This is a genomic window from Pelagibacterium sp., from assembly GCF_048264985.1.
Classification (GTDB): Bacteria; Pseudomonadota; Alphaproteobacteria; order Rhizobiales; family Devosiaceae; genus Pelagibacterium.
Window position 1 is genome coordinate 145,652 of the sequence record NZ_JBLXCL010000005.1, and the last position, 18,670, is coordinate 164,321.

The 18,670-nt window shown below is 58.4% G+C and carries 19 protein-coding genes, 1 tRNA gene and 1 pseudogene; 8 read left to right on the forward strand and 13 right to left on the reverse strand.

Annotated elements, in window-relative coordinates; translation table 11 throughout:
• Position 1 precedes the first annotated feature (1 nt).
• The 4 genes from ACN0TA_RS14390 to ACN0TA_RS14405 form a co-directional block, all read right to left on the reverse strand.
• A complete protein-coding gene (locus ACN0TA_RS14390; protein ID WP_417584129.1) occupies positions 2–832 on the reverse strand; it encodes a carbohydrate ABC transporter permease in 831 nt (276 codons plus the stop codon).
• An 8-nt stretch (positions 833–840) separates the two neighbouring features.
• A complete protein-coding gene (locus ACN0TA_RS14395) occupies positions 841–1,707 on the reverse strand; it encodes a carbohydrate ABC transporter permease (protein WP_417584131.1) in 867 nt (288 codons plus the stop codon).
• 132 nt (positions 1,708–1,839) lie between these two features.
• Positions 1,840–3,150: an ABC transporter substrate-binding protein gene (locus ACN0TA_RS14400; RefSeq protein ID WP_417584133.1), complete on the reverse strand. Its 1,311-nt coding sequence runs from the start codon at positions 3,148–3,150 to the stop codon at positions 1,840–1,842.
• A gap of 283 nt (positions 3,151–3,433) precedes the next feature.
• Positions 3,434–4,387 carry a sugar-binding transcriptional regulator gene (locus tag ACN0TA_RS14405; protein WP_417584135.1) on the reverse strand — a complete coding sequence of 318 codons (954 nt, stop codon included), beginning with the start codon at positions 4,385–4,387 and terminating at the stop codon, positions 3,434–3,436.
• A gap of 449 nt (positions 4,388–4,836) precedes the next feature.
• On the opposite strand from ACN0TA_RS14405, the gene ACN0TA_RS14410 reads away from it, so the two are divergent.
• Entirely contained in the window at positions 4,837–5,469 is a 633-nt protein-coding gene (locus tag ACN0TA_RS14410; protein WP_417584137.1) for a peroxiredoxin, read from the forward strand.
• Between the two features lie 51 nt (positions 5,470–5,520).
• On the opposite strand, the gene ACN0TA_RS14415 is transcribed toward ACN0TA_RS14410, so the two are convergent.
• The 3 genes from ACN0TA_RS14415 to ACN0TA_RS14425 all read right to left on the reverse strand — a co-directional run bounded on the left by ACN0TA_RS14415 (position 5,521) and on the right by ACN0TA_RS14425 (position 7,205).
• On the reverse strand, positions 5,521–6,108 hold the full coding sequence (locus ACN0TA_RS14415; protein ID WP_417584139.1) for a DUF2799 domain-containing protein: 588 nt from the start codon (positions 6,106–6,108) through the stop codon (positions 5,521–5,523).
• A gap of 67 nt (positions 6,109–6,175) precedes the next feature.
• On the reverse strand, positions 6,176–6,826 hold the full coding sequence (gene msrA / locus ACN0TA_RS14420; RefSeq protein ID WP_417584141.1) for a peptide-methionine (S)-S-oxide reductase MsrA: 651 nt from the start codon (positions 6,824–6,826) through the stop codon (positions 6,176–6,178).
• Between the two features lie 55 nt (positions 6,827–6,881).
• On the reverse strand, positions 6,882–7,205 hold the full coding sequence (locus ACN0TA_RS14425; protein WP_417584143.1) for a hypothetical protein: 324 nt from the start codon (positions 7,203–7,205) through the stop codon (positions 6,882–6,884).
• A gap of 241 nt (positions 7,206–7,446) precedes the next feature.
• Here ACN0TA_RS14425 and ACN0TA_RS14430 point away from each other — a divergent pair.
• The 4 genes and pseudogenes from ACN0TA_RS14430 to ACN0TA_RS14445 all read left to right on the forward strand — a co-directional run bounded on the left by ACN0TA_RS14430 (position 7,447) and on the right by ACN0TA_RS14445 (position 9,493).
• Positions 7,447–7,536, forward strand: a tRNA-Ser gene (locus ACN0TA_RS14430).
• A gap of 86 nt (positions 7,537–7,622) precedes the next feature.
• Positions 7,623–7,799: pseudogene (locus tag ACN0TA_RS14435) on the forward strand (DUF6538 domain-containing protein); the annotation flags it as partial.
• Between the two features lie 237 nt (positions 7,800–8,036).
• Positions 8,037–8,900, forward strand: coding sequence for a hypothetical protein (locus ACN0TA_RS14440; protein ID WP_417584171.1), 864 nt, complete (start codon positions 8,037–8,039; stop codon positions 8,898–8,900).
• A 404-nt stretch (positions 8,901–9,304) separates the two neighbouring features.
• Entirely contained in the window at positions 9,305–9,493 is a 189-nt protein-coding gene (locus ACN0TA_RS14445) for a hypothetical protein (RefSeq protein WP_417584145.1), read from the forward strand.
• A gap of 347 nt (positions 9,494–9,840) precedes the next feature.
• Here ACN0TA_RS14445 and ACN0TA_RS14450 read toward each other — a convergent pair whose 3' ends face one another.
• The 3 genes from ACN0TA_RS14450 to ACN0TA_RS14460 are packed head-to-tail and all read right to left on the reverse strand — an operon-like array spanning position 9,841 to position 12,016.
• The gene (locus ACN0TA_RS14450) at positions 9,841–10,740 is read right to left on the reverse strand and encodes a dihydrodipicolinate synthase family protein (protein ID WP_417584147.1); all 900 of its coding nucleotides are present in this window, start codon (positions 10,738–10,740) and stop codon (positions 9,841–9,843) included.
• A gap of 18 nt (positions 10,741–10,758) precedes the next feature.
• Positions 10,759–11,379: a LysE family translocator gene (locus ACN0TA_RS14455; RefSeq protein WP_417584149.1), complete on the reverse strand. Its 621-nt coding sequence runs from the start codon at positions 11,377–11,379 to the stop codon at positions 10,759–10,761.
• 7 nt (positions 11,380–11,386) lie between these two features.
• Positions 11,387–12,016, reverse strand: coding sequence for a LysE/ArgO family amino acid transporter (locus tag ACN0TA_RS14460; RefSeq protein ID WP_417584151.1), 630 nt, complete (start codon positions 12,014–12,016; stop codon positions 11,387–11,389).
• Between the two features lie 74 nt (positions 12,017–12,090).
• On the opposite strand from ACN0TA_RS14460, the gene ACN0TA_RS14465 reads away from it, so the two are divergent.
• Entirely contained in the window at positions 12,091–12,981 is an 891-nt protein-coding gene (locus tag ACN0TA_RS14465) for a LysR family transcriptional regulator ArgP (protein WP_417584153.1), read from the forward strand.
• A gap of 58 nt (positions 12,982–13,039) precedes the next feature.
• On the opposite strand, the gene proX is transcribed toward ACN0TA_RS14465, so the two are convergent.
• Both proX and ACN0TA_RS14475 read right to left on the reverse strand, forming a co-directional pair.
• On the reverse strand, positions 13,040–14,062 hold the full coding sequence (gene proX / locus ACN0TA_RS14470; protein ID WP_417584155.1) for a glycine betaine/L-proline ABC transporter substrate-binding protein ProX: 1,023 nt from the start codon (positions 14,060–14,062) through the stop codon (positions 13,040–13,042).
• A gap of 514 nt (positions 14,063–14,576) precedes the next feature.
• Complete coding sequence (locus tag ACN0TA_RS14475; RefSeq protein ID WP_417584157.1) at positions 14,577–17,114, reverse strand: heavy metal translocating P-type ATPase; 2,538 nt, start codon at positions 17,112–17,114, stop codon at positions 14,577–14,579.
• A 160-nt stretch (positions 17,115–17,274) separates the two neighbouring features.
• Here ACN0TA_RS14475 and ACN0TA_RS14480 point away from each other — a divergent pair, with 160 nt between their 5' ends.
• On the forward strand, positions 17,275–17,472 hold the full coding sequence (locus tag ACN0TA_RS14480; protein ID WP_417584159.1) for a heavy-metal-associated domain-containing protein: 198 nt from the start codon (positions 17,275–17,277) through the stop codon (positions 17,470–17,472).
• A 15-nt stretch (positions 17,473–17,487) separates the two neighbouring features.
• Here ACN0TA_RS14480 and ACN0TA_RS14485 read toward each other — a convergent pair whose 3' ends face one another.
• Positions 17,488–17,934: a DUF305 domain-containing protein gene (locus ACN0TA_RS14485; RefSeq protein ID WP_417584161.1), complete on the reverse strand. Its 447-nt coding sequence runs from the start codon at positions 17,932–17,934 to the stop codon at positions 17,488–17,490.
• 161 nt (positions 17,935–18,095) lie between these two features.
• Here ACN0TA_RS14485 and ACN0TA_RS14490 point away from each other — a divergent pair, with 161 nt between their 5' ends.
• Complete coding sequence (locus ACN0TA_RS14490) at positions 18,096–18,470, forward strand: hypothetical protein (RefSeq protein WP_417584163.1); 375 nt, start codon at positions 18,096–18,098, stop codon at positions 18,468–18,470.
• Positions 18,471–18,670: the final 200 nt, after the last annotated feature.

The following is an 18,670-nucleotide window of genomic DNA, read 5'->3' on the forward strand; positions in this document are numbered from 1 at the left end:
CTTACTTCACGGCGCCAAAAGTGAGGCCGCGGACCAATTGTTTCTGGCTGAACCAGCCCATTATGAGGATGGGCGCGATGGCCATCATCGATGCTGCCGAGAGCTTGGCCCAGAACAGGCCCTCGGGCGAAGAATAGGCCGCTATGAAGGCCGGAAGCGGGGTTGCCTGGGTGGTGGTCAGAACGATCGTCCAGAACGATTCATTCCACGCCAGAATGATATTGAGCAGCATCGTCGAGGCGATGCCGGGGATCGCCATGGGGGTGAGCACATAGATCACCTCCTGACGCAGGCTGGCGCCATCCATGCGAGCCGCTTCAAGAATATCGACGGGGATTTCCTTGAAGTAGGTGAACAGCATCCAGATGATGATCGGCAGATTGATCAGCGTAAGGACAAGAACCAGACCCAGGTGGGTATCGGTCAGGCCCATCATGCGAAACAGCATGGTGATGGGCACAAGAACGCCAACCGCCGGCAGCATCTTGGTCGAGAGCATCCACATCAGGATGTCCTTGGTGCGCTTAGTGGGCGAGAACGCCATTGCCCAGGCTGCGGGAATGGCGAGAACCAGACCCAGCAACGTCGAACCGACGGCAGTGATTATCGAATTGCCCAGGAAGCGGAAATAGTTCGAGCGTTCGAGAACCGTCTCGTAGTTTTCGAGCGTCCAGCTGAAGAACAGAAACTGGGGTGGGGTCGCAATGGCTGTGCCTTCGGTCTTGAAGCTGGTCAGAAACGTCCACAGGATCGGAAAGAAGATCACAAAGGCGATGAGCCAGGCAAAGACAGTGAAGCCAATTTTGCGTCGGGTGGAAATTGCGCGTGCCATGTCAGGTTCTATGCCTCCAGATTCTTGCCGACGACGCGAAGCAGGAAGATCGCGACAATGTTGGCGAGGATGACAGCGACGATGCCGCCGGCCGAGGCCAGTCCAAAATCGTACTGGAACTGGGCCTGGAGATAGATCAGGAACGGCAGATTGGTTGTCGCCACGCCCGGCCCGCCATTGGTAGTGACGAAGATTTCGGCAAACACCGAGAGCAGGAAAATGGTCTGGATGAGCATGACCACGGTGAGTGCACGCGACATGTGGGGCAAGATTATATAGAAGAATAGCGAGAGCGGCCCTGCACCATCCATGCCGGCGGCCTCGCGCTGCTCTTCATCGAGCGATTGAAGCGCTGTGAGCAAGATCAGCGTTGCAAACGGAAGCCACTGCCAGGCAACGATGATGATGACCGAAAACAGCGGAACATGGGCAAACCAATCGACCGGCTGGAGCCCGAAGTTGCGCGCGATCCACGCGAACAGCCCGTTGACCGGGTGCATGAGCATGTTCTTCCACACCAGCGCCGAAACTGTAGGCATGACGAAGAACGGAGCGATGACCAGAAGGCGCACGATGCCCTGCCCGAACATGGGCTGATCGAGCAGCAGCGCCAGCAAAGTCCCGCCAACAAGAGTGATGAGCAGCACGCCGCCCACAAGGACGAGAGTATTTAAAAACACCGTCCAGATGTTGGGGTTGGCGAAAAAATAGGTGTAGTTGGCAAAGCCGGTGAATTCGGGCGCCCTGAATGCGGTGTACCACTGGAACGAGAACCATACGGTCATCGAGAGCGGCACGATCATCCAGATCAGGAGCGAGATGACCGATGGGGCCATCATGAACCTGGCCGCTGTGCGGGTTTGAGCTGTTGCCATTGTCCTCTCCCTGACCTTGGCGTGCGATTGGGGGATCGCAATTTTTCTAGTCCGCTCTCGATATGCGGAGCCGAAAGGTCTCAATGCAGTCAAAGCGAGGGGCCGAAATTCTCCGGCCCCTCAAATTTGGATCTAGCGGTAGTAACCGGCGCGATCCATTTCCATGCGCGCCGTCTGCTGGGCCTGCTCAAGCGCCTGATCGACATTGACCTGGCCAGCCAGGGCAGCCGAGAAGATCTGGCCGACCGATGTGCCGATGCCCTGGAATTCAGGGATGGCGACAAACTGACCGCCAGCGTAGGGCACGTCCTGAACCGAGGAGTTCGTCGTGTTGGCCGACTGGATCGCCTCAAGGGTGATCTCGGCAAACGGAGCAGCATCGGTGTAGGCCGGGTTTTCATAGAGCGAGGTGCGCGTTCCCGGAGGAACGTTGGCCCAACCTTCTTCCTCGGCGACCATTTCGAGGTAGGCTTCCGAGGTTGCCCAGTTGATAAACTGCTTGGCTGCATCGACATTCTGGCTTGATGCAGGAACGGCCAGTGACCATACCCAGAGCCAATTGCCGTGGTTTTCATACTCGCCATTGGTCGGGAACAGAGCGTAACCCACGCTATCTGCAACCTGGCTGTCATCGGGATTGGACACGAAAGAGGCAGCGACTGTAGCATCCATCCACATGCCGCACTTGCCCTGCTGGAACAGCGCCAGATTTTCGTTGAACCCATTGGAAGACGCGCCTGGAGGGCCCGCATCGGTCATCAGGTCAACATAGTAGGTCAGCGCTTCATTCCATTCTGCGCTATCGAACTGGGGCTCCCAATCCATATCGAACCAACGGCCACCCATCGAATTGGCGAGAGCGGTGATGAACGCCATGTTCTCACCCCAGCCAGCCTTGCCACGCAGGCAGATGCCATAGATTTCGTTGTCACGGTCGGTGATTGCCCGCGCCGCTTCGCCAATGAATTCCCACGTCGGGCTTTGTGGCATTTCCAGACCGGCATCTTCAAAGAGGTCGGTGCGGTACATGATCATGGCGCTTTCCGCATAGAACGGAGAGGCATACTGGGTGCCATCGACCGAAAGCGCCTCGCGCACTGCGGGGATCAGGTCGTCGGTATTGTAATCATCGCCAAGTTCGTCGAGCGGAGCGAGCCAGCCCTGGGCGGCCCAGATGGGCGTTTCGTATGCGCCGATAGTCATAACGTCATACTGGCCGCCGCCTGTCGCGATGTCGGTGGTGACGCGCTGGCGCAGTACGTTTTCCTCCAGCGTCACCCACTCAAGGTCAATCCCGGTTGCTTCGGTGAACCTGTCAGACAGACCCTGCATGCGGATCATGTCGCCATTGTTGACCGTGGCGATGGTGAGCGATTGGGCCTGCGCGCCGGCTGCAAGGGCAAACAGCGAGCACGACCCGATGATGATCGAGCGTAATTTCATATGGTAATCCTCCCATATGCTCCTAGAATGAGCATTTGCTATACGCATGGGCAATTACTCATTTTCTGTGGCGCGATGTCAAGGGAATTTGCTCACGGGGCGGGAAATTGCCCAAGATGGACCATCGGTGTCAGGGCTAGTCCGACAGCGCCCCGGGTGAAATTGGCGTTGGATCAGAGCGATGGAACACCGCATCGTTGCAGATACCGAAAAGCCCAGAAACTCTCATTGGCCAGCCAATCGATGCTGCCAGATGGTCGCGGCCAACGGGGCGCGGGCGCAATCAGGCCAGGAGCTTGGCGGCGGTTTCTTCGTCGGTAATAAGGCCATTGACCAGACCGCTGGCAATGGCGGCGCCGATAGCGGCAACCTTGTTGGGACCGCGCGCTGAAGCGACAACGAGCGCCGAATCGCTCATGGGCCAGGGCGCGGAGGCCACGCGTTCATTGGTCATGCCGGCGACCAGTTTTCCATCCGCGTCGAATACCCAACCGAGCATTTCGCCCACGGCACCGGCTTTTTGCAGGGCCTTGAGTTCGGCGCGCGTGACAAAGCCATCCTCATAGAGCGGGGCGTTGGGGCCCAAATCGCCGACTCCCACGAACCACACGCTCGCCTGCGCAGCCAGGGCAAGGTTTTTTTCGATTCCGACCTGGCTATGGAGCAATTGCCGATCATGGGCCGAGGCGGCGATAACCGGCAGTGGCATTGGAAAGCTGGGGGCTTTGACCTTGTCGGCAATCGAGAAGATCACGTTATAAAACGCCGCCGAGCCATCAGGGGCAATATTGCCGGTCAAAGAAACAATCTTGTGCTGCGGACAATCCATGGCGGGCAGCATATCGACAGCGGCTTTGAGGGTGCGGCCGGTGCCCACCCCCATGATGACCGGGCTGGCGCCCGAGAGTGTTTTTTCAATTTCCAGCGCCGTCGCATCGGCAACGCCGAGCGTGGCATCGGGATGACCGGGGTCGGAGGGCACGATTTCGACAAGGCGCAGCCCGAAACGGGTCCGCAGACCGGCCGCCAGTTCAAGACAGTTGGCAATGGGGTGATCGAGGCGGACCTTGATGAGTTTTTCGGTGATGGCCAGAGAGACAAGACGCTGCGCACTCTGGCGCGACACACCGAGCTTGGCCGCGATCTCGTCCTGGGTGTTGCCGGCAACATAATAAAGCCACCCTGCACGGGCGGCATCGTCGAGCTTGTTGCGAGTGGCTTCCGAACGCGGCGGCACAGTATTCTCCCCCTCCAATCTGGCCTAGATATACCGCATCGCCGCATATGGAAAGGATCTGGACACATAGAGCCGACCAAACCTGCAATCACCATGACCGATTGCAGCGGATGCAACCGGCTGCTGCGCGCCGGCTGCTCTTTGAAATTTCGGCCAACACGACATCGACCTGGGGGCGCAAACGCGATGGCGGCTGTCCCGATGTAAAAACGTTGAAGCAAAAGGTGCGCAATCTCATGGATCCAGCGCGCGATCTGGGCCATATCCACCGCTGGACTGCCTTTGGGCTTTCATGGGCCCCTGCTGCAATCGCTTACCCTGCGATGGCAGCAATTGGGCAAAACATTTTCCCTGCCACGGGGTTCATCGCAATGGATTGCACCCCATATTGGCGGTAACGGTTTTCGATCCCCCGACCCCATTTTCGGGGCAACAACGGAGAAACGCACATGGCTATCCTTATCGGCGATACAGCGCCCGATTTCACCGCGGTGACAACCGAAGGAGAGATCCGGTTCCACGATTACATCGATGGAAGCTGGACGGTGCTGTTTTCGCACCCCAAGAATTACACACCGGTCTGCACCACCGAACTCGGCTATACTGCCAAATTGAAACCCGAGTTCGATAAGCGCGGCGTCAAGGTGCTGGGGCTATCGGTCGACAAGATCGAAGATCATGAAGGCTGGGCAAAGGACATCGAGGAAACCCAGGGCGCCGCTCTCAATTTCCCGCTGATCGCAGATGATGGCACAATTGCGCGCCAATACGACATGATCCACCCAAATGCCGACAATACGCTGACAGTGCGGAGCGTTTTCGTTGTCGGCCCGGACAAGAAGGTCAAGCTCAAGCTCGAATACCCAGCGTCCACGGGACGGAATTTCGACGAGATCCTACGGGTAATCGACAGCCTGCAATTGACGGCCAAACATCAGGTGGCAACACCGGTGAACTGGAAGGACGGCGAAGACGTCATCATCGTTCCGGCCGTGACAAACGAGCAGGCCAAGGAAAAATTCCCCGATGGCTGGAACGAGGTACGGCCCTACCTGCGCATCGTCAAGCAGCCCAGCGCCTGACCACCAACATCCAAACCAAAGAAAAAGGGCCCGTTCGGGCCCTTTTTTTGCTTAGTAGGATATGCCTGCCTGGTTGAGCCGGCTTTCTTCCTGTCTGCGAACCAGCGCCAGGTTCTGATCGGCGGAGCGCACTCGGGATTCGAGTCTGCGGCGGTCCGATTGCAGGAAGGTCAATTCCCGCGTCAGCGTAGCGATCTCCTCAGCTGTCAGGTCGCTGCGACGCAGCTCGGCCAACTTTGAATCGATATCGCTGTCGAGACTGTTGAGTTCGGCTTCGAGATTGAAAACATCCCTACCCGCATCATGGACCCGCGCGAACGCAACGCCCAGATCACCTTGGCAAACACCGTAATACCGCTCACCCGCCCGGCCCTGTCGCTCGGCATTGTTGAGGCGGCAATAGACCCGCAAACCTTCCGTGCGACCGCTCTGATAGAGCGCATTGTCGACTGGAATACCGAATTCGGAACACGCCTCAACGTGGCTCGAAATGCGGTCCGCGGGGCGCCCGTCGGCACCGTCGCCGAACCCGATGGAACGCCAATCGCCAGCTTCGCATTGCTCACGCGATAGTGTGGCGCATGACGCCAGAAGAAGCGCGGCGAAAAGCGCTGCACACAGTATGAGTAGTCTCTGCATCGATAAGGTCCCCCAAGAAGCAACAAGACCCGACCATACGGCGGGGCCCGCAGTCTTGGCAACCCGATCAGGGGGCCGGCATCGGGCAGGAAACGCCAGTCCCCTTCAGGCCACAATAGCCATCTGGATTCTTGGCCAGATACTGCTGGTGATAGGTTTCGGCAAAGTAGAACGGGCCGGCCGGCGCAATCTCGGTGGTGATTTCACCCCTGCCCGCCGATTTGAGTTCGGCACCATAGCGATCGCGACTGGCCGCAACGGACTCGGCCTGCGCCTGGGATGTCGTGTAGATCGCCGAACGGTATTGGGTCCCCACATCATTGCCCTGCCGCATGCCCTGGGTGGGATCATGTTCCTCCCAGAAGGTTTTCAGCAGTGTTTCAAGCGCAATTTTTTCAGGTTCATAGACAACCATGACGGCCTCTGTATGCCCGGTGCCGCCCGAACACACTTCGTCATAAGTCGGGTTTCTCGTTTCACCACCCTGGTAGCCGACGGCCGTGACGTAGACCCCCGGCAATTCCCAGAACAAGCGCTCGGCACCCCAAAAGCACCCGAGGCCGAAATAAATCACTTCGCTGCCCGAGGGATATGGACCCTTGAGCGGATGACCGCTTACGAAATGATCTGCAGCAACGTCCAGCTCGGTTTGACGCCCGGCGATCGCGGCACCTGGAGCAGGAAGCGTTGAGGGTTTGGAAAACAACGAAAAGATCATGCGCATGGGCTCCGATCGGGATTAAGGGCTCGGACCAGGCCCAGCGCGAAATCTGCTAGAACTGATCGATGCTGACCAAGCGCCGCCGCGACTGCGAGCGCCCCAAGAGGGCAAACAGCAGGCCGATGACGCCGATCACGGCCCAGCCGGGCCATGCCAGCAATGTGGTGAGCGTCGGCTCCCACAGCAAGGGGTGCAAATTATCTTGAACGGCCAGTTCAACCGATTCGAGCGTGCCGGGAAACAGACTGGCAATCGTTGACGCCAGGGGGGTCGCGACGAACGCATTTGCTGCCAGCATGGCCGTGCCGTCGGCAACCAGAAGAACCACCGATAGCGCCAGGAAAGCTGCCGCCAGAATTCTCGATACAACACGCATGATACTCGTCCCTGCCTGTTCTGGCATGGTGCTATTGACGCAGCTCGATCGCGTCGAAATGCTTGAACAACAATAGCATGGCGGGCCCAAGCAAACGCAATCGGATTCTCGATATTTGCTTAACCGCACCAGCCTGAACGCCCCGAACGCGGCAAATGTCCCCTCAAAACAAAGTTTTCACGCTTTTTTGCCCCGCGCCCCTTGGCAGAGACCGCAAACCCAGCTAATCGGGCTGCCACGCGGAGAGATGGCCGAGTGGTCGAAGGCGCACGCCTGGAAAGTGTGTAGGCGGGGAACCGTCTCGAGGGTTCGAATCCCTCTCTCTCCGCCACTTACGTCCGGAACCTTCGGAAACGCTGAACATCCCGGAAATCAAGGCCGCTCCACCACCCAATTGGTACATAAGGGTGGTACAAAATGGTCCTTTCCCTCAATCGCCCCTTCCGGCGCGATGGCATCTATTATTATCGCCGGTGCGTGCCCCCCGATCTCCAGACTGTGATCGGCAAACGGGAGGAACGCATCAGCCTGAAAACGCGCGAAGGTCGCATTGCGCGCCTCCGCTATCTTACTGTTTCCGCGCGGGTTGATGCGCGATGGCGCCTCCTTATCGATAAACCTACGACAGCCGCTTGCTTGAGGAAGAAGTACCTTCCGCTGCTCCTCGGAGAAGAGCCCGCGGTCGGCACGGAGCTGGCTCCTGTTTCTGTCCCAAGACCAGAAGAGCCAGTTTCTGTCGCTGAGGCGAGCTTGTCAGCGGCCTATCTCGTGGAGCTCTGGGCTCAGCGCACCGGTCCCAAGCCCAAGACGCTCAAGCGATGGTCGGGTGTCATGGCCAAGCTCATGGCGTTCCTCGGACACGACGACATCCTGCGCATCACGGAAGAGGACGCTGAGCGCTGGCGCGACTACCGCCAGGCCGCCGGCATCTCACCAAGCACCATCGCTGCTGCGGACCTCGCCGGTCCACGAACAATTCTAAATTGGGCTGTTTCGAATCGCTCCTTGCCGATCAAGCACAATCCCTTCCTCGGCGTGCGCATCAAAGTCCGCAAGCGCATCCGGCTGCGTGAGCGTGGGTTCACCCTGTCTGAGGCCGAGACAATTTTAAAGGCGACCTTGGCCGATCAGGGACCGAAAATCTCGATCACTGGGGCTGCGGCCAGAAGATGGGTGCCCTGGCTTGCGGCCTACTCCGGCGCGCGCGTTAATGAACTGACGCAACTGCGGCACGCGGACATTATTCAAGAACGTACTCCTGACGGAGAGCCGCTCTGGTGCATGCGCATTACACCCGAATCCGGAACCGTAAAGACCGACGCGGCCAGGGTTGTTCCCTTGCATCCCCATGTGATCGAGCAAGGCTTTCTCGCTTATGTGGGCAGGCGACAAAACCTGCCCCTCTTCTTCGAACCTTCGCTAGTGCGCAAGGCCAATGCGGCGCATCGCCAAGCCGACAAGGTTGGGGAGCGGCTGGCCGCCTGGGTGCGCGCACTGGGTGTGCCCGATGGCGTGCAGCCTAACCATGGATGGCGTCATCGCTTTCGCACGATCGGGCGATCCTTGCGCATCGCCGACTCCATGATGAACGCGATCGATGGTCACGCGACCGAGAGTATTGCCGATGCCTATGGAGATTATGTTATTAAAGCGATGCACGAAGCGATCTCAGTCTACCCTGCGTATACCATCTAGCTCAGAAATAGCGGTAACGGGATTTTAGCCAAGGTTTCGGGTCAATCGGATAAGCCAAGCGCCAAATGCGCTCGAGTGCTTTGTCGCGTTGGCCCCCTGCTTGATGCGCAGGTTTCATTGGCGCCGCATGGCCTTCTTCGCCCCCGATCTGGTGAGCGCGTGTTCTGATCTCTCCGATATTGACGGGTATGATGCCCTCCTCCATCTTCTCCCTCCAATCCGGAACTCCGATGTCGGCTTCCGCCGTAACCATTGATATGGACAGGCTCCATTGCCGATCTCCATCATGCACCGCCGCTCTATGCTCGATGGCATTTTCACCTTGAGCAGCGCCATGGAAGTCGGCTCGTGGCTGGACAAGATCGAAGACATGGTCTTCACTAGAGCGACACTTCGGGGACAAGATGCACGACAAGATCACCGTCAGAATACCTACCGAGGTTGCCGAAGCATTCGAGCAGTTTCTTGAGGAGCGGCCGGACTGCGGGGATACCCGGCAGGATGCCATGCGATACATTTTACGCGACTGGCTCATCGGCCAGGGTTATCTGGCTCTGCCTCCCCGCCAGGAAACAAGCACTGGCGGGAGATGAGGGATGGGAAGACCAAGGACTGGCTTCGGATATTGAAGCGATTGCCACAAAGTCCTTGGCACTACCGAACGCATGCCGATACTTTCTGATCGGGCTATGGTTCTGGGGATGTGGCGGCGTGGACAAGTAAAAAAGGAAGATCGCGCTCGCCTCAGTTACGCCGCATGTCCCCCGCCGACGCCAGGTGTAATCGGGCGCGCGCCCAGCTTGAGCGAAATCCGATTCTCTCCACAGGAGCTGTGTGGCGCGATGGCCCGGTGTTCCTATCTCCACCCGATCTCCGACTTGCCGTTATAGTCGTGCGAAAAGTCGCCATGGGCCGAACGCGCCGAATTGGAGTGCGGGCGTCAGCCAGACGCCAGTAAGGGTTCTATCGCCGCCACCACTTTTTCCCGGGACTTTGCCTCAAGCGGAAGGATCGGCCGAGGTGGAGCGAGTATTCCAATTCCGATCAATTCGACCAGCAAGTACATGACCCGTAGACTGCCGAAGGCTTTGAAGGTGTCCCACAAAGGCGCGAGCATTGCGTCAATCGTCCGGACTTCATCGGCGTTGCCGGCTTGCGCGGCTCTTACCATCGCCAAGACGGGACCAGGTATTGTGCCGCCAAGAACACTGTAAAAGGCGTCGGCGCCCGCCAGCATCGCATCTGCCATTCCCCAATCGCCACTGTAGCCGATCGCAAGACCGGTTCGTTCGCGCAGAGTTGCGATTTCGGATGCAAAGACTCCATCGGACGGCAAAGGCATTTTGACCGCCCTGATCGTTGGCAGGTAGGAAAGCCGGACCAAGAGGTCCAGGGTAAAGTTGAAATGGGTGGTGCCGGGATTGTTGTAGATGCAGAGCGGCAGATCGGACGCCTCCGTGACGGCCCGGTAGTGCTTATATGCCTCATCCTGCGTGAGCGGCGTATAGGAGACAGGAGCCATTAGCAGAGCGTCAGCGCCGGCTGCCTCAGCGTCCCGTGCGAGATGTTGCGCCTCGTCTGTGCGGAGGGCTCCCACCCCAACGATGAGCGGTACGCGACCTCGCACACACTCCACGGCCGCTTCTGTCGCGCGCCGACGTTCGTTGCGAGTCAGGTACGCGTAAATGCCTGTCGAGCCCAGCAGACCGATGGAATCCACTTTCGCTTCGCAGAGCCGTTCCAGCAATTGCGCCAGGATATTGGTGTCAACGCGGCCATCTTTATCTGCTGGCGTGATCGGGAAAGCGGAAAGCCCGTGAAAGGGTGATGAGCTGAGCATTGCGGCTCCTTGAACGATTTATCTTGAGATGAGCAGTCGAATGCCGACCCCCGCAAAGAACAACGCAAGCACGCCCTCAAACCAACGTCTTGCCTTGGCATAGGCCTTTACCATCGGAGCCGTTGAGAACAGCAGCGCGTAGCCCGAGAAGATGAGGAGGCCGAGTAAGATGCAGCCGATCAGCGCGGCCGCCACAGTGGTAAGTGTCGCATCTGAGCTGACTTCAAGGAACATTATGGCAATCCAACCCAGCACAGCCTTGGGGTTGCCGATATGCATGAGCACACCGCGACGGTAGAACAACCAGGCGTTCGGCGCGGCAGTCGCCGTTTGGTCCAACTCCTCGTCCGGGGTAACGGCCGATCGGGCCGCTTTCCAGGCAAGCCACAATAAGTAGAGAGCGCCCGCCACCTTCAGGATCGTCACGGCATGCGCGTAGGAGGTGAAAAGAGCCGAAACACCTGTTGCAGCAATCGTTCCCCAGATAACCGACATGGTAACGACGCCGGCGGCCAGGGCGAGACCGGAGCGGCGGCCGTGGCGCATCGCTGCGTTCATGATCGCCATGTTGCTCGGGCCAGGACTCGCAACAGCGATGACGTAGGCGGTATAAACCAGCAGCAAGTCGTGAACGGTCAAGATCGGTTCAGCCCGGTTGATAGAAGGCGTTCATCAGAAGCGACGCTGAAAGGCTTAGCATGACGATGCCGACAAAGGCGTCCAAAAACCGCCACGCCAATGGCCGGGCGAAGACCGGCTGAAGCAGTCGAGCGCCGTAGCCAAGAGTGGCAAACCATACAAAACTCGCCGTTGCAGCGCCGATCGCAAACACCGGCCGTGTTGCCTCTGGCTGGGCCGAGGCCGACGTTCCCATCAAGAGGACCGTATCAAGATAGACGTGGGGATTGAGAAAGGTGAATGCCGCACCCGTTAAGATGACATGGCCAAGCGGTAGTCTCGCAGTAGCTGTCGCTGATAGAGCGTTTGTCTTGTTCATCCGGAGAAGTGCAGTGACGCCATACCACGCCAGAAAGAGCGCACCACCAACCGTCAGGATCGTTTTCAAGTCTGGCACAGCAGACAGGAATGCGCCCACCCCGCTGACACCGGCTGTGATCAGCAAGGCATCGGATAGCCCGAAGAACAAGACGATTGCCCCAACATGCTCTCCTTTCAGCCCTTGACGCAACACGAAGAGATTTTGTGCCCCGATCGCCATAATCAGGGCGGCGGAGAGGGCAAAGCCGGAAATGAATGGGGTGACAGCGTTGATCATGCAACTGTTGATGCCGCAAGGCTGCGATGAAGTAAAACTTGTTCTTCTACGTCAGATGAAGCAATGCTTCATCCATGTTGGATTATCCCGCTCTCGCAGCCGTGGCCGCAGTCATCCGAGAAGGCACGTTTGAACGTGCAGCGCTCTCACTCGGCATTACGCCCTCGGCCGTTTCGCAACGGGTTCGCGGTCTCGAAGAACGGCTGGGAGCAATCCTGATCATACGCGGACAACCCTGTCAGTCCACAGAACTTGGGGGAACGCTCTGCGCCCACTTCGACCGTGTGCGACTGCTTGAAACCGATCTCTCGCCCGATTTAGCGTTCGATGCTGGCCATGAACGCTCAAGAGTCCCCCTTAAAGTGGCAGTCAACGCAGACAGCCTCGCTACATGGTTTCCGCAGGCGGCAAAGCTCTTTGGACATACGTCCGGCGTGCCGCTCGAGCTGACTCTGGATGATGAGTCGCACACGGCCGATCGTCTACGCTCCGGTGAAGTGATGGCTGCGGTGACAGCTGACGCCCGCTCGGTGCAGGGGTGCCGTACCTTTCCACTCGGTTCGCTGCGCTATGCCGCCTGCGCGAGCCCCGATTTCGTCGCTCGTTTCTTTCCAAGCAGCATGACCGCTGCTGAACTGGCGAAAGCGCCCTGCCTGCGTTTTGATCGACGGGACGGGCTTCAAGCGAGATGGGCAAGACAAACGTTCAGCGTTGAGCTTGATGCTCCAACATACGCGGTCGCCTCGACACATGCCTTTATCGATTTGGCGATCGCCGGATTGGCTTGGGGTATGCAACCAGTACAGTTGGCAGAACCCCACATTGCTGCCGGGCGTTTGGTCGAACTCGATCCACAAACGCGGATCGATGTCGAGTTGAATTGGATCGTTGCTGGCCTCCCTGCAGCCTCTTTGGATCTCATGACCAAGGCCGTTCGCTCGGCAGCGCTGGGCGCACTTTTTTGAGATGCTTGCCGGGCCGCCTATGCTGCGGCCTTGAAGGCGTTGATTGATGACGTCCGCATTACTCCGCGGCGGCGCGTGCAGCGTTAAGCCACCCATCGACCCTATCGCGGTTATCCTCGATCCACTCCGTGGCATGGGTAGCAATGTCGTCATCGCCATTGTTCATTGCGGCGTTCTGCGCAGAAATATCGGCGAGCGGAACCGAAGCAGTTTCGAGCAGCGCGCGCACTGCGGGGTTGGCTTCCAGAAATGCTGAATTGGCTACTGGCACGATATCGCCGCCCGGGAATCCTACGGTGCATGGATCGTTTACGCAGCCAACTACACCTTCCAAGGTCGCCGTGGGGGCAAGGCTCATGTCAGGCAAATCTACTTCGGGAACTTCGATCCACATCACATCTTCGCCCGGAACCAGCTCACTCAAGGTCCAGTTCGGGGTCCAAGTATAAAAGAGGATATTTTCACCTGCTTCATAAGCAGCGATAGCGTCGGCCATGGATGCAGGATATCCCGCCTTGATCGGGTTGATATGCTCACGCAGCTCATAGGCATCGAGATGGTGCTCGATCATCAGTTCGCAGCCCCAACCCGCAGGACAAGCTACAAGGTCAGCACGGCCATCGCCATTGCGGTCGAATGCAGCTTTGACTTCATCACGCTTGAAATCCGCAAGGGTTCTAATGTCGAACTGCTCGATTGCTGCGATGTTAACGAGGTAGCCCTCTATGGTGCCGGCCTCCACAACTGCGCCTACGATCTCGGCATCTTGCTCGAACGCCTGCCGATAGGAGTCGTGAAGGGGAAAGGAGCCATCAACCCAGAGATCCATGTCGCCTTGGGCGACAGCCTGGTAAAAGAGCGGTGCGTCGAGCGTAGTGATCTGCGGGACGTCATAGCCCAGTTCATCAAGCAGTTGCCGGTAGACCTCGGCGTAGAACCAACCAGTGTCCCATGTCGCCTGTGCCATGTTAATGCTTACGCCTTCGCCTGGCCGGTCCTTGGCCATTGCGCCGAGGGATGGGCTGGCACTGAGAATCGCGGCAGAACTGAGCGCGATAAGAGAAGATTTGATGCGAAACATGGCGGCTTAGACTCCTGCATTCTGATGGGATCCCAACGGGCTGAAGCGGCCGCCAGATAGTCGGCTAGTGCCGAACGCGCTGCTCTGCGCCGGAGAGGGGCGGATATAGCGACATCTTACCCATGGCACGCTTCCGGGTAAACCCGCGAGGAAGGCGGTATCCTCCGTGGCAAAAACGGGACCATCAGCATTCGGAACCGCACCGAGTCGGGTTAAGAGGCCGGAATGGGGCGCGTTGCTTATGGCCGGAAAGGGGCCGAAACCGGACTATCCGGTTCTAGCCAGGAATCTAAGAAAACCGCCGTTCAGTAAACGACCCCATTACCGCCGTTCGCAGGCTCCGTTGCCTACGTTCGTTTTCCAGCCAATCAACAGAGCCTGAGACTTTTGCGGGTTTACCAGGCATGCCAGTAAGTGCGCCATCCGGCGCGCAAAACCATCTCGTTCCGTCAGATGTGGCGCTGTACACGCACTACCCGATCCAGCGCCGAGATTTTAACAGGGATAGGTTCCCTCAAGGTCGCGCGGGTTCTCCTATTAAGGGCTCGGCGTCAATGGCCGGCGCACGAAAGCGTTTTAGCCGCAACGCGTTGCCAAGCACGAATACACTCGACATCGCCATCGCTCCTGCCGCCAAGACCGGCGACAAAAGCAGCCCAAATGTGGGATAGAGAACGCCGGCGGCGACCGGAATGAGAGCGGTGTTATACGCAAATGCCCAGAACAGGTTCTGACGGATGTTGCGGATCGTTGCCTTCGAGAGCGCGATGGCATTGGGGACGCCCCTGAGACTCCCCGACATCAGCACCACGTCGGCGGCCTCGATGGCGATGTCGGCGCCTGTTCCAATAGCGATACCGACATCGGCTTCCGCCAGCGCGGGCGCGTCATTGATGCCGTCCCCGACAAAGGCGAGCCGACCGTGCGCCAGTTTCAGCTCCCTTACCGCAGCGACTTTGCCATCGGGCAGCACCTCTGCCACCACGTGGTCGATGTTCAGACGCCGGGCGATCGCCTCGGCAGTGCAGCGATTGTCACCGGTGATCATCGCTACCTTGAGACCAAGATCATGAAGGGCTTTGATGGCATCTGGTGTGGTTTGTTTGATCGGATCGGCAACAGCAATGAGTGCTGCGAGCTGCCCGTCGATGGCGGCATAGAGCGGGGACTTACCGTCTTCGGCGAGCTGGGCTGCAGTGGCAGCGAGCGGCGAGACGTTGTGCCCGAGACTTTCCATAAATCGGTCAGCACCGATCTCGACGGGACGTCTGTCTGCCAGGGCGCGTATGCCGAAACCGGTAAGACTCTCAAAATCGGTAACATGTGGGAGCTCCAGACGCTGTTCTTGAGCTGCGTGGACAATGGCTCGCGCAATGGGATGTTCGGATTTGGCTTCAACTGCGGCGATGAGAGCCAACACATCGTTGCTGTTAAACCCGTCAACGGTTTCAAGGTCTGTCAGGACGGGTCGGCCCGCGGTCAGCGTTCCGGTCTTGTCGAACGCCACAATTCGGGCGCCCATCAATGACTGGAGCGCCTCGCCCTTGCGGAACAAAACGCCCATCTCGGCGCCACGTCCGGTTCCAACCATGATGGATGTGGGTGTTGCCAGCCCCATGGCACATGGGCAGGCGATGATGAGCACGGCTACGGCATTGACAAGGGCAAAGGTGATCGCCGGATCAGGACCAAGGATCGCCCAGACAACAAAGGTCAATGCGGCCAAAGCCAAGACGGCGGGGACAAACCACAGCGTCACCCGATCGACCAGCGCCTGAATTGGGAGCTTGGATCCTTGCGCTTCTTCGATCATGCGGATGATCTGGGCAAGCGTGGTGTCGGCGCCTACTGCGGTCGCGCGGAACGTTAGCGCACCAGTCTGATTGACCGTGCCGCCGACGATCGTGTCGCCCGCTGTCTTTTCGACAGGCACCGGCTCACCTGTAATCATGGATTGGTCAACAAAGGAGGACCCCTCTACGACTTCACCGTCTACCGCAACGCGTTCGCCCGGCCGGACGTCCACCAAATCGCCAGCGACGATTTCGGAGAGAGAGATCTCCACACTTTTGCCGTCGCGTTGAACACGTGCTGTTCTGGGCTGGAGGCCAACAAGGTGCTTGATCGCATCCGATGTTCGCCCCTTTGCACGGGCCTCCAGATAGCGGCCAATCAGGATCAAAGTCACGATCACGGCGGCCGCCTCGAAATAGACGTTCACGGTCCCAGCGGGCAAAACCTGCGGCGTGAAGGTTGCCACCACCGAATACGACCAGGCGGCGAGTGTGCCCACGGCCACCAGCGAGTTCATGTCTGGCGCGGCCCTGGCAAGTGCCGGTAACCCGGTCCTGTAAAAGCGCAGTCCGGGCCAGAACAGCACCAGTGTGGTAAGGGCAAACTGGAGATACCAGCTCTCTTGCATACCTATGCTGTTCATTACCAAATCGTGGATTGCAGGGATAAGGTGCGAGCCCATCTCCAGAACAAAAACCGGCAAAGTGAGCAAAGCTGCAATAGACACGTGCCGGGCGAGAGCCGACTGCTCGAGCTGCTTGCGGGCGGCTTGGGCCTCCCCATCCGCTCCGGCGCTTGTTGCGTGCGCCTGATAACCGGCTGAAGCAATGGCTGCGACCAGTGCGGCCTCAGTGAGAGATGCACTTCCCGAGACGGAAGCACGCTCAGACGCAAGGTTCACCGAAGCGCTGGTCACCCCGGGAACCGAAAGCAACGCCTTTTCCACGCGACCGACACAAGAAGCGCAGGTCATCCCTTCGACTGCGAGCTCCAGTTTCTGGCCAGGAACCTTATAGCCTGCATCCTCGATTGCCTTGACCAGAGCATCACGGTCTACAGCTTCAATAAGTGTAATCTCCGCGCGCTCGGTCGCAAGATTGACGCTGGCTCCAGAGACGCCTTGCACGCCCACCAAAGCCCTTTCAACGCGACCAACGCAGGATGCGCATGTCATTCCGACCACAGGAAGCGTGATCTTTGTTGGCCCAGCGGCCGTAGCCGGTCCAGTTCTGGCATCGAGGTTTGTATGGGCGGTCATCGGTCGCTCCTGTTGGCAAGCTCTGAGATACGTTCTCTGCGCCTTCCAGTCGATGGAAGGTCAATAGTGCCAGGAAACTATTTCTCCAGTGCCGAATTCCCTTGACCTTCCTCCTGCTGGAACCCCCATCGTCCAAAACAGCAATTCATAGGAGAGACACATGGAATTTCACATCGACAACATGACGTGCGGCGGCTGCGCCAAGAGCGTCACCAAAGCGATCCAATCGGTAGATCCTGAAGCCAAAGTCGATATCGATCTTGGTGCCAAGGTGGTGCGTGTCATCTCGAGCTCTGAAGAGGCCGCCATTGCCGGCAAACTGGACGCTGTGGGCTATTCACCGCGGCGTGCGGCCTAGCCAACGCCCGGGCTCTCACTGTTCGAGTTCGGCAATGAGCGTTTTCATCTCATCGATCTCCCGGCGCTGGGCTTCGATGATTTCGTCAGCCAGCTCGCGCACCCGTGGGTCGGTCAATTCCGCCCTCTCGCTGGTGAGAATGGCAATGGAATGATGTGGGATCATCGCTTTCATCCAGTCGACCTGATCGACACTGGTCTGCGAGCGCACCATATACAAAGATCCCGCAAATATGAGCGCGGCGACAGCAAAGATCGCTGCATTAACCCCTTTGTGATCATACATGCCCAGCATGAAGGCCATCATCACGATGGCCATCGTCGCGCCCATGATCAGCGCCATATAGGCCCGAGTCTCGCTCCAGTAGACGTGCTCGAATGCATATGTGTTGAGATACATGAGCCCAAACATGATCACCGTGGACGTGGCGATCATTGCAGCAAAGCGCAGGTATTTGCTCATTGTCGATCCTTTCTTCCGGCAGGTTCGGTCTGCTGTCTGACAGTTCGGTCCGATCGATCAACCCCAACCGATAAGTCCTCGTCCTCGAAACCGCCATACTTTGGGGAATTGTTCAGTACGATGGGAGCTCCGAACCTCCCGCAGGCCATGGAGTTAGTTTGTTGAAGTTTGGCAGCCGGACGGCACAGTTGATGATCGCCGCACTGCTTGCGCTGGCCGTCTCTCTGGCCTGGCTTCCGGTTGGTGTGGGTGCCCTGGAGCATCATCCCCAAATGCATGGCAATGGGATCGAGGAGGCGCACGGTGAAGCTCATCGCGATCCCGACTCTGGCGAGATGGCCAGCGACCAAGTCCCATGTCAGCCCTGCGGCGTCGATTGCTGCATGATGACACATTGCCATCCCGGCTTGGCGACCGAAACCCATGGCACCTTGTTTTCGGGTTCAGGCGACACGACAGTCAACACCATTGAAGCGGGCGTATTCGGCGGCGCGCCCGATGTTGCCGTTCCTCCTCCACGTATCCTGCTGATCTGATTGAATATAAACCAGATTTGACAGGAGAATTCCGATGAATTTTACAAATACAGTCTTCATGGCTGCCCTTGCAGCCACTGCGCTTTCCGTCCCCGCTCTCGCGCAGGAGGCCGACTTCCAATTGCCCGAACAGTGCACAACCTCCGCTGGGATGGGCGATATGGATCATTCGTCCATGGGCCATGGTAATATGGATGGCA